The 13,436-nt window shown below is 68.2% G+C and carries 12 protein-coding genes; 1 reads left to right on the plus strand and 11 read right to left on the minus strand.

Annotation, left to right across the window (positions count from 1 at the left end):
• Positions 1-162: 162 nt before the first annotated feature.
• From ABR737_RS04330 to ABR737_RS04365, 8 genes are all read right to left on the minus strand, one after another.
• A complete protein-coding gene (locus ABR737_RS04330; protein ID WP_350248853.1) occupies positions 163-1,146 on the minus strand; it encodes an amidohydrolase family protein in 984 nt (327 codons plus the stop codon).
• Entirely contained in the window at positions 1,143-1,391 is a 249-nt protein-coding gene (locus ABR737_RS04335) for a phosphopantetheine-binding protein (RefSeq protein ID WP_350248854.1), read from the minus strand. The genes ABR737_RS04330 and ABR737_RS04335 overlap by 4 nt, the downstream gene beginning before the upstream one ends.
• Positions 1,392-1,397: 6 nt before the next feature.
• Positions 1,398-2,459: an amidohydrolase family protein gene (locus tag ABR737_RS04340; protein ID WP_350248855.1), complete on the minus strand. Its 1,062-nt coding sequence runs from the start codon at positions 2,457-2,459 to the stop codon at positions 1,398-1,400.
• A complete protein-coding gene (locus ABR737_RS04345; protein WP_350256667.1) occupies positions 2,456-3,961 on the minus strand; it encodes an AMP-binding protein in 1,506 nt (501 codons plus the stop codon). The genes ABR737_RS04340 and ABR737_RS04345 overlap by 4 nt, the downstream gene beginning before the upstream one ends.
• 98 nt (positions 3,962-4,059) lie before the next feature.
• Positions 4,060-5,769 (minus strand): aspartate aminotransferase family protein, encoded by a 1,710-nt coding sequence (locus tag ABR737_RS04350; RefSeq protein WP_350248856.1) that lies wholly within the window; start codon positions 5,767-5,769, stop codon positions 4,060-4,062.
• Positions 5,741-6,406: a GNAT family N-acetyltransferase gene (locus ABR737_RS04355; protein WP_350248857.1), complete on the minus strand. Its 666-nt coding sequence runs from the start codon at positions 6,404-6,406 to the stop codon at positions 5,741-5,743. The genes ABR737_RS04350 and ABR737_RS04355 overlap by 29 nt, the downstream gene beginning before the upstream one ends.
• Positions 6,407-6,426: 20 nt before the next feature.
• Positions 6,427-7,383 (minus strand): fatty acid desaturase family protein, encoded by a 957-nt coding sequence (locus ABR737_RS04360; protein ID WP_350248858.1) that lies wholly within the window; start codon positions 7,381-7,383, stop codon positions 6,427-6,429.
• 154 nt (positions 7,384-7,537) lie between these two features.
• Positions 7,538-8,905, minus strand: a complete 1,368-nt coding sequence (locus ABR737_RS04365) for a condensation domain-containing protein (protein ID WP_350248859.1) — start codon at positions 8,903-8,905, stop codon at positions 7,538-7,540.
• Between the two features lie 1,158 nt (positions 8,906-10,063).
• Here ABR737_RS04365 and ABR737_RS04370 point away from each other — a divergent pair.
• Complete coding sequence (locus ABR737_RS04370; protein WP_350248860.1) at positions 10,064-10,363, plus strand: hypothetical protein; 300 nt, start codon at positions 10,064-10,066, stop codon at positions 10,361-10,363.
• Positions 10,364-10,676: 313 nt separating this feature from the next.
• Here the strand turns inward: ABR737_RS04370 and ABR737_RS04375 are convergent, their stop codons facing one another.
• The 3 genes from ABR737_RS04375 to ABR737_RS04385 form a co-directional block, all read right to left on the minus strand.
• Positions 10,677-10,952 carry a hypothetical protein gene (locus tag ABR737_RS04375; RefSeq protein ID WP_328390600.1) on the minus strand — a complete coding sequence of 92 codons (276 nt, stop codon included), beginning with the start codon at positions 10,950-10,952 and terminating at the stop codon, positions 10,677-10,679.
• A gap of 119 nt (positions 10,953-11,071) precedes the next feature.
• Positions 11,072-11,788 (minus strand): AAA family ATPase, encoded by a 717-nt coding sequence (locus ABR737_RS04380; protein ID WP_350248861.1) that lies wholly within the window; start codon positions 11,786-11,788, stop codon positions 11,072-11,074.
• A 264-nt stretch (positions 11,789-12,052) separates the two neighbouring features.
• Positions 12,053-13,147, minus strand: a complete 1,095-nt coding sequence (locus ABR737_RS04385) for an AI-2E family transporter (RefSeq protein WP_350248862.1) — start codon at positions 13,145-13,147, stop codon at positions 12,053-12,055.
• Positions 13,148-13,436 lie beyond the last annotated feature (289 nt).

Consider the following 13,436-nt stretch of genomic DNA (forward strand, 5'->3'; position numbering starts at 1 on the left):
GTGGCACGCCGGTACGCTTTCCGATCCGGTGATTGCCATTGCTCAGTTCCTCACTTGTTCGTCCCGGCGGATCCCGCGGCCGGTCTGTTCGAGGTCTCTGTTCCAGGTAGGCGGCCGGTCTGTTCCGGTTTGCAGCGGGCGGGGTGTCCACGGTCCGTGTTGTCAGCCGGCGACGTCGGCGGCTCCCTTCCGCGGTGCGGCCGCCGGGTGCGGAGCGGGGCGGCTGCCGGGCGCCAGGACACGCAGCAGGTTGTCGCGCAGGATGAGTTGTTGGTCGGTGCGGGAGACCCCGGAGAAGACGGTCGGTCCGTGCAGGATTTCGTCGGTCAGGCGTTTCAGCCCACCGCCCATGCGGCCCAGCGGCCAGTCCGTCCCAAAGATGATCTTGTGGTTGATGCCCGCCCGGAAGAGCCCGTTGAGATGCTCCGGCCAGTCCCGGAGGGTCGGGGTGCTGGCGAATCCGCCGATGTCCAGGTACACGTTGGGCCGGTATGCCGCGAGGTAGCCGCCTGAGTCCACATGGGTCAGCCCCGCGTGCCCCAGGACGAAGTCGACCTGCGGGAAGTCGCGGGCCGCCCGATCGATCTTGATCGGGTCCGCGGGCTCGTAATCCAGGCTCGCCGCCGTGGGTCCGGTGTGTACGAACACGGGCAGCGACAGGGCCGCGCAGATCTCGTAGTACGGGTAGAGATCCGGGTCGGAAGGCGAATAGCCGCAGGGCGGATACAGCTTCACCCCGTCCAGGGCATACTCGTCCACCATCTGCGCGAAGGCTCGCACCCCTTCGGGGCCGCGCCGCGGATCGACCCCGATGTAGACCCAGAAGCGATCGGGGTGGCGCTGCCGGATCTCGTGGTGAAGCCGGGCCGCCTCGGAGGGCGGCACGCTTCCGGGCATGCGCAGGCTGAAGTCCGGTACCAGCAGCACCGCCCGTGCGATCCCGGCGGCGTCCATCTCGGCGATCAACCCGTCGGCCAGATGGTCCTGGTGCTGGTCGACGTAGCTGCGGGCGATGCGGGCGACCGACGGGGACGCGCCCCTCGCGGAGAGCTTGCTGTGGACGTTGCCCGCGACATCCGCGACGAACGCCTGGGGGATGAAGCGCGTGGATGCCACATGGCAGTGGCCGTCGTAGATGGTGGTCATCCGACGCAGTGCCGAACGATGCCCCGGACGGTGACACCGTCACTGTGGTCGAAGGTGGCGAAGTCGAAGGTCGTGTCGATCTGTTCCTCCAGGTGAGCGATCAGGCCGACGACCGCCATGGAGTCGAGCAGACCCGTGTGGCTGAGATTGGTGTCCGCGTCGACGACGGTCTGCGTCTCCCCGGCGTTCCAGTCCTCCACCCATGCGATCAGCGACTTTTCCAGCTCCGCGCTGTCCTGCTTCATATCAGGTCACTCCTTTGCGTCGTTGTGGGATCGTGTGGTGTGCGGTGCGGCTCCCCAGGAGCCGGTTCCCGTGGACTTCCTGCGGCCGATCAAGCGCAGGCTGTTGCCGCTCATCAGCAGGCGTCGGTCAGGCTCCCGCACTCCGGCGACGGCAGGGGAGCCCTGGGCGAACGCGCCGACCAGGCCGCTGAGCGACTCCGACAGCCGGTAGGAGGGCCAGCACGTACCGAAGAGAATCTTGTGGCAGATCCCCGTGCGGAGGAGCCGGTTCAGATGGGCCTGCCAGCCGTCCGCGGCCAGGACCGAGTGGAACTGGCTGATGTCCAGGTGCACGTTGGGCCGGTGGGCGCACAGATAGGTCGCCTCATCGATATGGGTGACCCCGCCGTGCCCCAGGATGAAGTCGACCTGGGGGAAGTCACGGGCCGCCCGGTCCAGCAGGAGCGGACTGCCGTAGGAGAAGTCCAAGGGCCCCCAGCCGGGACCCGTGTGGGTGAGGACGGGCAGTCCGTAGTGCGCGCACATCTCGAAGTACGGGTCCAACCGCGCGTCACTGGGCGAGTAGCCGCACAGCGGGTACAGCTTCAGCCCGGCGAAGCCGTACTCCGTCACGCACCGTTCGAAGAGGTCGATGCCGTCCTGGCCGGCTCGCGGGTCGACGCCCCAGAAGACGTGGAAGCGGCCCGGGTGGCGGCGGGTGACCCGGTCGTGCCAGGCCGCGAGTTCGGGACGGGACAGGCGGCACCGCGCCACCTGGGAGAAGTCGGGGACGACCAGGAACGCCTGATCGACGCCCGCCTCGTCCATCTCGGCGACGAGCTTGTCGGCCTCGTCGTCCTGGTGGAGGGCGAGTACGTGGTCCAGGGTGCGCGAGGGTCGCACCCGGTGGCCGTACGAGGCCAGCCGGTGCTGGACGTTGGCTGCCTGGTACTCCAAGAAGGCGCGCGGGATGGCCAGTTCGCTGCCCAGCTGTACCTGGGCGTCGACGACGAGCGGTCGGCCGGAACTCCCGGTCCCCGTACCGTTGCGTCCAGTTCCGGCCGTCGTCGGCCCGGCGGACTCGCTCACCGGCCCCCCTCGTCCGCTGCGGGCGCGGCGGAGAGCATGGCGGCGAAGTGCTCCGCCGCACGGGCCCTGCTCAGCTTCAGATTGCCGGTCAGGAAGGCGGGATCGGAGCGCAGCGGCCGCTCGGAGAAGACCATCGACATCACGCGCTGGTGGGCCGGGAGCGACCCGTTGACCTCCTCGACGCGCTTGCGGAGCTGCGTGCGCAGGGCGGCGTCCTTGGGGTCGGTCGGAGTGATGATCGCGCCGAGCCTGGCCGATTGCGAAGTCGGCACCACGATGATCTCACTGAGGCCCTCGACGGAGACGAACGCGCTCTCGATCTCGGCGGGGTGCACCTTGCGCCCGCTGCCGAGCACGATGACGTCCTTCTTGCGGCCGATCAGGGTGAGGTACCCGTCCTCGTCCAGACGTCCGTAATCGCCGGTCAGGATGGAGCCGTCGGGACGGAAGCAGTCTTCGGGCGTCAAGCCGTCTTCGGTCTCGAAGTAGCCCCGGCTCAGCGGCGCCGGGCGGTTGATGACCACCTCCCCGTCATCCAGGAAGGTCACCGCGTCCGGGTCGATCAGCTTGCCGACGGAGCCGAGGCGGTAGGCGTCCTGGGTGTTCCAGGCGACCATGCCGGTCTCTGTCAGCCCGTACGCCTCCAGGAGGCGGACATCCTGTTTCCAGTACCCTTCGAGGGTTTCACGCCGGATCGGCGCCATCCCTGTGATCAGGAAGCGTATGCGCCCACCGAGGAAGTCGCCCAAGGTGATGTCCGCGCCGCTTGAGGCACAGAGCTGCAGCGCGGTGTCGTAGAAGACGGGTGGGCCGATCAGGAAGGTCGGCTGCTCCTTGCGCAGGGCCTGGAAAACACGCTGGTAGGGGGCGAGCACCAGATCCGCCCCGAGCCACAGGCAGCAGTAGACCGACAGCCGCTGCTGGTAGTTGGAGAGCGGCAGGAAGATCAGGTGCCGGTCGGCGGCGGTCAGACGGAAGCTGTCGATGAAGCGGTTGATGACGTAGTCGGTGCCGCTTTCGCTGATCTGAAGTCCCTTGAGCCGGCCCGATGTGCCCGAGGAGTAGACCAGGCTGTGCACGTCCTCGCGGTCGTACACCTCAGCGCTCGGCGGCGCCACGTTCTCCCCGGGGACGCCGTCGGGCCGGATCACGGTGGGCGCCGTGAGCGGTACGGAGTCGTCCGCGATCAACAGTGCCAGGCCGTGCCGGGCGACGAACTCCGAGGGATCGGCCACCTCCGTGGAGTCCGGGAACGCCTTGAGCAGGGCGCCGGTGGCCAGTGCCGCGAGGTCCCAGGCCAGCCAGTCGAGGCTGTTGCCCGCCTTGATCCCGATGATGTGACCCCGCCGCACGCCCGCGGCGGTCAACTGCCCGGCGCGGTCGGCCGCCAGGGCGTGCAGATCGCTGTGCGTCATCTCTCGGCGACCGCCCGAGACGTCGATCTCCACCACGCGGGCGTCCGTGTGGCCGCCGTAGCGGTCCGTGAGGTCGTGCAGGGTCATGCTCACTTCGAGTTCGCCTTTCGTTGCCGCTGTTGCCGCCGTTGCCGTCTCGTCGTTCGGGGTGTTCGCAGGGCTACCCGCAGGGGGCTGTGCGCGGCTCACACGGTCTCCCGCACGGATCCGAGCGCGGACCGCAGCGCCGCGACGCACTCGGTCAGCGCCCGGCCGGCCAGGAAGCCGATACGGCCGCCGAGCAGTTCCTCGTACGAGCCGCTGTCGGTGTCCCAGGTGATGCACAGCTGCAGGAGGCTGCCGCCGTCGGCGGCGGGCGTGACCGTCGCCTCGCGGCAGAGGGTGCGCCACAGCCAGCCGGCCTCGGCGCTCAGCCGGACTCCCTGGGCGGTGGTCTCCATACGATCGGCCCAGACCACGGTGTCCGCCCCGAGCCGTCCGGCGAACTCCGCGTCGTACTCCTCCGGTCCGCTGTCGGCAGTGGCGAAGGGATCCAGGATGCGGGGCCGGGCGTGCAGGAGTTCCAGCACCTCATGGGCCGGGTGCGGCAGCGACACGGTGCGGGTGAGCGGGGACAGTTCGGTGCCGGAGCCGTCGGCACGTCCCTCGCCGACAGCACGTAGATGCGCGTCGGCCTCCGCCAGGAGGGTGTCAAGGACCGACAGGCAGTGGTCGAGCTCGTCCACGGTGATGACCATGGGGGGTTGGACCCGCAGCACCGCCGGGTTGTACAGCGAATAGGTGGACGTGATGCCTTCTTCCAGCAGCCGTCCCAGGACGAGACCGGCCAGGGCCTGGTCGTGGAATTCCAGGCCGTGCATCATCCCCACACCGCGGTGCGCGGCGACCACGCCGGGGTGCCGCTCCGCAGCCGCGGTCAGCCGCTGCCCGATCATCCGCGCCCTTTCCCGCACTCCGTCGAGGAAAAGCGGGTCCGAGGCGATGGCGACACTCTCCAGACCGACCCGGCACGACAGCGGGTTGCCGCCCAGACTCGACCCGAATGTCGAGGGCAGTTCCCGCAGCACTCTCCATACCTCCTCGGTGCCCAGCACCGCCGAGACGGGCAGCACACCGCCGCCGAAGGCCTTGCCCACGCACACCAGGTCGGGGACGATGCCGAACTGCTCGTGAGCGAAGAAGGTCCCGCACCGTCCGAAGGCCGTCTGCATCTCGTCGAGGATGAGGAGGGCCCCTGCCTCGGTGCACAGCCTGCGCACCTCCCGCAGGTAGTCGGGCGGCGGCACGATCACCCCGGCCTCCGCCTGTACGGGTTCCAGCAGAACCGCACCGACCGAGTCGTCCAGCGCGGCGGCCAGCTCGGCCGTGTCACCGAAGGTCACCTGCCGGAAGTGCTCCATGAAAGGGCCGAGATGCGCGCGGTGTTCGGGGCGGTTGGAGGCACTGAGGGTGGCGAAGGTCTTGCCGTGGAAGCAGCCTCGGGCGCTGATGACACCGGGGCGGCCGGTCGCGGCACGGGCCAGTTTCAGGGCGTTGTCGATCGTCTCCCCTCCGCCGTTGGCCAGGTACGAGTACGGCAGACGCTGCCCGGTGATCTGCGCGAGCCGCTCGGAGAGCCGTATCTGCACATCCTCGAACATGATCTTGGTGCTGTTGAGCACCCCGGTGTCGAGCTGTTCCCGTACGGCCGCGACGATCCGCGGATGGGAGTAGCCGAAGGACTGGTTGCCGTACTGGTCGAACATCGCGAGGAACGACCGTCCCTCGTCGTCGCTGACGCGGCTCCCCTCCCCCCTGTCCTGGACCTTGCAGCCCATGACGAACGCCATCTTGGCGTAGGTAGGGTGGTTGTGTGCCGCCTTCAGTTCAGCCAGCCGCTGGCGTCGGGTTCGCATATACGGCCTCCTTCGGACCGGCGGACGTGTAGGTGTCGTAATCGCCGAAGAAGTACTGCAGCAGCCGATTGCCGCGGTGTACGTCATCGCGCGCCGCCTGTGCGGCTCCGGGCACATCCAGGGTCGCCACCAGGCTGAGCGGCGCGCCCTGGAAGCGTTCGTCCGCGTACGGCTCGCCGAGTGCCACGAAGCCGATGTCCTGGTAGAAGCTGCGCAGGCCGCCCGAGTCGTCGACGAAGAAGTCGCCGATGATGTGCGTGGCCCCGTGCGTACGGACGCTGTGGACCAACGCCTGGCGCATGAGCGCCATGCCGATCTCCTGGTGCCGATGCTTCGGCAGGGTCATCAGATGGCCGAACTCCACCAGCCGGTTTCCCGGCCGCAGCAGTGAAAGGTCGACGGTGTCGTCGCAGGGCAGCCCCGACGGTGAGTCCGGAACGACCTTGACGGTGCCCACCGGCACGCCGTCGAGGTAGCCGACGATGTATTCGGCCGTCCCGTCGAAGCGGTCGAAGGTAGCTGCCGTGTCGGCCGTGTCGGCGAGCCGGCCCTGGTCCTGTACGTAGACGGCGTCACGCAGCAGGATCACATCGGCTCGCTCGGCCTCCGTCCGGGCTATTCGATAAGTAACATCCACGACCTTCACCCCTTTTTGGATCACTTGCGGAGCAACTTCAGGAAAAAGTCGAGATATCCGCTGTGGAAGTAACGGATCCGGTCTCGGACTTCGGTGTGGAGAGCGGGCAGTCGCTCGATCGGAAGATTCGGCATCAAGTGGTGCTCGACGTGGTAGTTGTTGCCATTTGTGAACCACATGGCGATCCGGTTGGAACGTATCGTCCGAGTATTGGCGAACGGGTCCCGGTTGAGGGTCTCGCACCGGTAGTGCTCGGGCAGTTCGATCACCGCGTGCACCGGAGCGGCGACAAGCAGAAGCGGCAGCAACCACACCCAGACGATGACGGCATACCCTGTCCACCAGGTCAGTGCTCCTAACCCGGCAATGACAGCCGCCGCAAGAAAATGGTCCCGCCGGATCCTGCGGGAAACCAGGGCGTTCTCATCGGGGAAATCCTGACCCAGCAGCGAGCGGCCGAGATTCGCGACGAAGAATACGTAGTGGTGGGCCATGGAGAAACGAACGGCCCAGTCGAGACCAACAGCCAGTCGCGACCGGTCCCCTTTCGCGCCGTACTGGTTGCCGTAGTCGAAGAACTCACGGTTCATCGGGGTTCCCAGATCGCGGTGATGGCGCATGTGGGTGGCCCGGTAGGCGGCGAAGGAGATGAGCATCGGCAGCCCGAGGACGATGCCGGTGACGGTATTCGCCCGGCGGCTGCGATACGCCAGATTGTGAAGTGTCTCGTGCTGGAGCTCCGCGGCGTGCGCGAACATGGCACCGGCCAGGGCCACTCCGACGATCCGACACCAGAGCACGGGCTGCAGCGCCAGCGCGACACCCGCCCCGGTGAGGACGACGCACAGTGTCAGCTTGAGAGAGAACACCCAGCCCCGGGGCTCGGTGCGCAGGTGTTTCAGCGTTGCTTTGAGATCAGCGGCCTCCTGCTGCCGGGATAATCGAGGGACTGTCGTCTCGCCTGCGGACGCGTCCACGCTCCTGCCTCCTTTTCCGATCACGACGCAAGGTGTGCGGTGCCGAGGGCGCGTTCGGGCGGGGTGTGTTCGTGGCAACACCGCCCTCGACCTGGCCTGGTCCGGATCTGGCCAGGCCTGGTTCGCCGCTCGGCTCTGCTGGGTCGGCGCCTGGTCAGCCCGACGACGCGGGGGACCGCTCGGGCCCGGGGCACAGCGCCTGGAGCGGCGTGCGTGGAGCGGCCTTCTCGATCGCGTCGAACATCGACAGCAGCCTCGCCAGATGCGCCTCGGTCTCCGGTGCGCTGTAGAGGTCGGGGTGGGTGTCGAGGATGAGTTCCATGGTCCCGTCGGACGCGATCTGGATCAGGTACACCGTCATGTCGACGGTGAGGGGGATCGAAACCGTGTGCTGGATCGCCGGGACTCCCGCGAAATCCAGCCGGTGGTCGAACAGCATGACGTTGACCATTGCGGCCCACAGCCGTCCGCTGCCGCCCCGTTCGGTGATCTCCCGCGACAACTCGGCTGTGGGATAGCGCGAGTGCAACAGCAGTTCACGCACTTCGCGCGAGACGCGTTGTGCGTGACCGACCAGGGACGATCCGTCGTCAAAGGGGACCCGCAGCGGCAGGATGTTCGTCGCCATGCCGACGGCGTTGCGCACCTGCGGACTCAGCCGGCCGGCTGTCGGAAGCCCGAGGAGCACTTCGGGCACCTGGACCGTGCTGCCCACGTACGCGGCCATCACGCCGATGGCCAGATCGGACCAGGTCACGCCCAGGCCGTCCGCCACCTCCCCCAGGCGGGCGACCCGGTCGGGCGCCAGCTCGTGCCGAAGCCGCCGGCCTGCGGTGACTTGGGCCCGGCGACGGGACGGTCCGACGGGCTCCGGGCGGTCCGCCAGTTTGCTGTGCCAGTGTGCTCGATCTGCGAGGTAACGTTTCTGCCAGTAGGCGGCCTCGCTCTCCTGCAGCCGCTCGAAGGGCTGGAGCATCCCCTTCTCGTAACTCCGCCCCTCTGACAGGGCGCTGTAGACGGCCGCCATCCGGTTGAAGATCAGTGCGAGGCTCCAGCCGTCGACGACGGCGTGGTGGACCTTCCAGTACAGCAGGAAACAGTCGTCCGCCGTTTTGATAACGGCAGCACCGCACAGCCTCAGCGGATCCACCGGCCGGTGGACGTCCTCCGCCATCCACGCCGCAGCCGCCGCAGCCGGATCGCTCCGTGCACTCAGGTCGACCCATTGCAAGGGAGTAGGGTCCGGGTGCACGAATTGGCGGTGTTCGCCTTCCACCGTGATGATGCCCAGACGCAGCGCGTCGGCTTCGCGCTCGACCTGCAGATGTGCGGCACGCAGGAGATCGGGGTCCACTGGACCGCGGATTTCCAAATAGTCACAGATGAAGAAGACAGGATTGGTGAGGTCTTCGATCTGTGCATTCCATGTTCTCAACTGTGCAGGGAGCAGCGGAAAGTGTCCCCCGTGAGGTGCATGCACTTTGCTTCCCTTCTCTGATGTGGGGCGAACTGAAACATTCACAAGCGGGCGAGGAGGAAAATGGCTGGATGCATTCGTTAATGGTCACGCTCGATAGTCGACCGGCAGGTCAGAACAGATAACCGGCATGGATGTCATGCCGGCGGCCCTGTCAGGCAGTCGGTACCCGACAAACGCTGCGAACAGTCCGAATGCCGACCACCTTGCAGCCCGAAAATGATGTTCATCAGTCGACCGGTGAGACGCTACACGCGCAACGAGATGGCCTCAAGGATCAAGGATTAGCCCAGATTGTGATCAAGACAGGCTGCGATACGGCTAAATCTGCTCACCGCGCGTCGGGGGATTGCGGAAGATCCGCTGGTCACGAGAACGCCGTTGCCAGATTGGCCAGAGTGAACGGTGTGGTCCGATCTGCCTCGCGTGATCGGTGAGCGGACACCCCGCCCGCTCAGGGGCGGCTGACGGCCGGGGTGAGAAGGCTGGTAGCAGCGGCGGGAACGGGGCCGACGGCGTCCGCCGGGAGGCTTTGTCACCAGCTCACCGGCCGGCGATGAGCTGGCCAGTTCCGTCAAGGCCCTCTTGACAGTGGATCCGGAGGCGCGGCGCGAGCACGAGTGGGCCGCAGCCAAGCGTCACCGGCTTGCTCATCATCGCCCGCGTGGACGAGCTGGGCCGGCCCCCTCAGCTCTTCGACGACTTGGACGGATTCCGCGGTTCGTTTCCCTCATCACGCCAGGCTCACAAGGCCGAGCGCTTCGGCGAGGAGTACCGGTGGCTCGCCCTCCATGAACTGATGGAGCACGCCTCGCCAACCACCACCACGACGCCGGTCCTTCGCCCACGAGCCGTCTGTCTACGACGTATGCGTATCGGCAGCCGGGCACCCACGCACCGGCGGGGACATCGGCCTCCTCGACCGCGTCATGGACTCTGCTTCGGTGGGTGCTCCTGGGCGGGCATCCCGACGCGGCCGTGAGAGCGCGCCGCATAGACTCCCCCTGCCGGCCCGTCCGCCGCCCCCGCCCGCAGAAAGGTGCCGCCGTGCCCGAGCAGTCCGCGTCCGCCGCCCCCGCCCACGGCTGCGCTCACCTCCTCGCCGTCACTGGCGACGTCGTACCGGCAGCCCCTCACCTCTGAGGGACGCCCTCCAGCCCAGGCCCGTTTCCCCGGCCCACCCGCAAAAGGACAACCCCACCCGTGAAGAAGAGCGCGATAGCCGGAGTCTGCATACTCGGCCTTCTCGTGATCGCCGGCGCCTACCAGGGCAGCACCGCCTCCACCGACCCGCTGACCCTCGCCGAATACCAGAAGCTCAAGGCCGGCAGCAGCGAGAAGACCTTGTTCACCTACGCCAGCACCTGCCAGCGGGAAAGCGAAAAGCCCGCCGAGGGCTATCCCCTCACCTGGACGTGCTACGGCGCCGACGGAAGCAGCAGCGCGGTGTTCTTCTATTCCAAGGGTGTGCTGTTCAGCAAGGCAGAGACCGGGCTCACTTAGCCCGGGTCCACCGAGCGTGTGATGCGGTGACGCGGGACCCAAGGGGATGAGACGTTGCGAGCTATCGCTTCCAGCAGTGTGTCCCGGTCCGCGAAGTACTCGTAGAACCCGCACTTGGTGACGCCGAGCGCCTTGGTCGGCGCCACCACCCGCGCCGCGCGTCCGCGGCGCTGGTGGCCGGCGCCCGCAGCCCTCCTCAATCAATCAGGCAGTGACGGCGCCGGTCGACCGGCTGACGCGCCGCGGCCCCCGCCGCTCGGCGGGGGCCACAGTGTCCTGGTCTTTCAGTGAAGCCGGGAGGGACGATCGCGGGTCACTTGCCCGACGTCTCCGCCAACCGGAAGGGTCCCGCGGCGCCGGGGCCGAACATCACCGGAAGGTTGCGCCCCAGCGGCACCACGACGACCGGCTCGTCGCGGTACTCCCTGAGAAAGTTCTCCAGGGGCTCCCAGATGAGACTCCGGTAGGCCGTCTCGCTTCGTTGAGGTTCGAAGGACAGGGTCAGCGCGGAGTCCATTACGGTGACGCTCACGGCGTCCACTTCCAGCCACTCTCCACCGATCCAGGCTTCGAGCCTCACGTATGACATGACGTAAGGGTGCCTTGCACCTCGTGCCACCCGCAAACCAGCCCCCGCGTGCGGCCCCTGCGGGGACGGTCCGGACGACGGTCGCGAGGCCCGGTGGGAGTCCTATCCCCCGTTTTCCGTCAGTGGGACCGGGCCGGTGCGGGAAGGAACTCCACTGCCGTCACCTGCTCTCGTGAACCGCGGTCCAGCAGGACCACCGAGTGCGCTTCCGGCACCGGGTCGGCGGCCGGGTTCGCCGGTGGTGCGGACTGCTTCGGACGCCTGGTGGCGTGTGGGGGTGAGGCGTCATCCGCTTCGTCGGCGGCAGTTCGTGGGGCAGGCAACTGCGCCGGGCCGAGCTCGGGCAACGCCCCGAGCAACCGGTCGAGGCCTCTGCGATGCCGGACGAAGGCACGGCGCGGAGCCCACCGGCCGCGGGCCTGCTGACCCGACAACGCCTCGGCCACCCCTACGTCCAGCAGCACCAGGTGCAGTTCGCGCCCCTGCCGTCCGGCGCTTCTGGCCAGCCACCGGCGCATCCACGGCCGGCCACCGCAATCGTGGACCAGCAATGCCTCGCCGCCGCGTACCGCCGTACGCAGCCACCGGAAGTACTTCCACCGCGCCCAAGGGCGGTACACCGCGTACGGCAACCGGGCCGGCATCACCGCCTCACAGGCGAGATGCACGGTGCGCGGGTCCACCACGCACGCGGCCTCGGACCAACGTCGCAGCAAGGTGCTCTTTCCGCTGCCCGGCAGCCCGGAGACCACCACCACCGCTCCCGGGGGATACGACAACAGGGCCGGCACGTCTCCCGAGCCCCGCAGATCGACCGGTCCGCGCGGCCTCAGCACCAACCCCCCGTGCAATGCAACGGACTTCTCCGCTGCACCCGGTGCACCCGATGCACTCGGTACACCCGATGCACCCGGCCAGACCGAATTACCCACTCCACGCCCTTTGACCTCATTGGTTTCCCCCGCCCTCCGCAACGAGCGATCTTCACACACGGCTCACGGACTGCAAAGCCGGGACGGTTCGTACCGGTGCTGCCGACCGCCGTGGCGGCGCGGCCGACCGGTCACACCAGCTCGTCGGCCGTCGTCGGGTGGTACCACTCAGCGTCCAGGAGAGCCCGGAGAGGCGGAGGGCGGGCGTGGGTGCGCGCGCAGGACGCCGTACACGGACCAGGCCACGGAGACCAGCGGTACGGCGACGACCGCTCCGGGCACGCCCGCCGTGACGCTGCCGCAGATGACCGAGAGCGCCACCACCACCGGATGCAGACGGACGGCCCGGCTCATCACGAGGGGATGCAGCACATGGCCTTCGATCTGTCCGATGACCACGATCAGCAGCACCACGACCACGGCCACCAGCGGCCCCTTCGCGGCCAGCGCCACGACGGCGGCCACCGCCAGTGCGATGGGCGAACCCACCAGCGGGATGAAGGCGGCGAAGAACTCCAGCACGGCCAGCGGAACGGCGAGGGGAACTCCCAGGACGAAGAGCATCACCCCCACCAGCACCGCATTGATCGCGGCCACCACCACGATCCCGCGGGTGTACCCGGTGAAGGTCACCCACGCGGCACGCCCCGCCAGACGCACAGGGTGCCGCCCGCGCCCCGGCAGCTGACCGCCGAACCACCCCCACATCCGGTCCCCCGAATGCAGAAAGAACACCGCACAGAAAAGCGCCAGCACGCCCACCGTCAGGACTTCCACCAGCTGACCCACCCCGCTGAGCGCGGTGCTGATCAGACTCGCGCGATGGCTCGACACGAACCGTGAGACGCGCGCCTGGACATCCGAGAGCGTCCCCGCACGCAGGCGGAACGGCGGCCCTTCGAGCCACCGCTCGATCCTCGCCACGCCGCCGACGAACTCCCGGCGCAGTCCCTCCCACTCGCCCGCGACATTCGCCCCGATCAGACTCAGGATGCCGAAGAGCAGCACGATGCCGAGCAGCAGGCCGACCGCGACCGCCACGGGCCGTGGCATCCAGCGGTTCAGCAGACTGACCAACGGTTCCAGAAGGGCCGTCAGCACCAAGGCCAGGAACACGGCCAGCGTCACCAGCTGGAACCGCCCCAGTGCCGCAAAGATCGCGTAGACGGCGGCACCCACGATGATCAGGCGCCACCCGTAGGCCGCCGCCACCCGCAGCGACGGCGAGACCTCGGCCTCCGCGCCCGGACCGCGATACGGCATGCCCCCTGCCGAGCAGCGGATGCCGATGACACGCGCCCCGCGGGCCAGACGCCGCGCGCGGTTCCTGCGCCGCTGTGCCGTGCCCCCGTGGGCAGCGGGGCCACGCCCGTGATCCCTGCCGGACCGGTTCCGCACTTGGCCGCCACCACCTCCCTCCCCTCCCGTGCCCAGGGCCGGAAGAGGGACGTCTGCCGCACGAGGGGCGGGGCGCCCGCCCTGCGCGCATACCCCAACGTGGTATCACCGCGAGCGGGCCTTCGAACGTGAGCGGGGCTGCATTCCCCCAAAG

Origin of the sequence: Streptomyces sp. Edi2 (assembly GCF_040253635.1) — a bacterium.
GTDB lineage: Bacteria > Actinomycetota > Actinomycetes > Streptomycetales > Streptomycetaceae > Streptomyces.

Bases quoted from the DNA above. Each gene is read 5' to 3' on its own strand.
- ABR737_RS04330 (WP_350248853.1), bottom strand. From the start codon at position 1,146: ATGACCACCATCTACGACGGCCACTGCCATGTGGCATCCACGCGCTTC.
- ABR737_RS04335 (WP_350248854.1), bottom strand. From the start codon at position 1,391: ATGAAGCAGGACAGCGCGGAGCTGGAAAAGTCGCTGATCGCATGGGTG.
- ABR737_RS04345 (WP_350256667.1), bottom strand. From the start codon at position 3,961: ATGACCCTGCACGACCTCACGGACCGCTACGGCGGCCACACGGACGCC.
- ABR737_RS04350 (WP_350248856.1), bottom strand. From the start codon at position 5,769: ATGCGAACCCGACGCCAGCGGCTGGCTGAACTGAAGGCGGCACACAAC.
- ABR737_RS04375 (WP_328390600.1), bottom strand. From the start codon at position 10,952: ATGTCATACGTGAGGCTCGAAGCCTGGATCGGTGGAGAGTGGCTGGAA.
- ABR737_RS04385 (WP_350248862.1), bottom strand. From the start codon at position 13,147: ATGCCGTATCGCGGTCCGGGCGCGGAGGCCGAGGTCTCGCCGTCGCTG.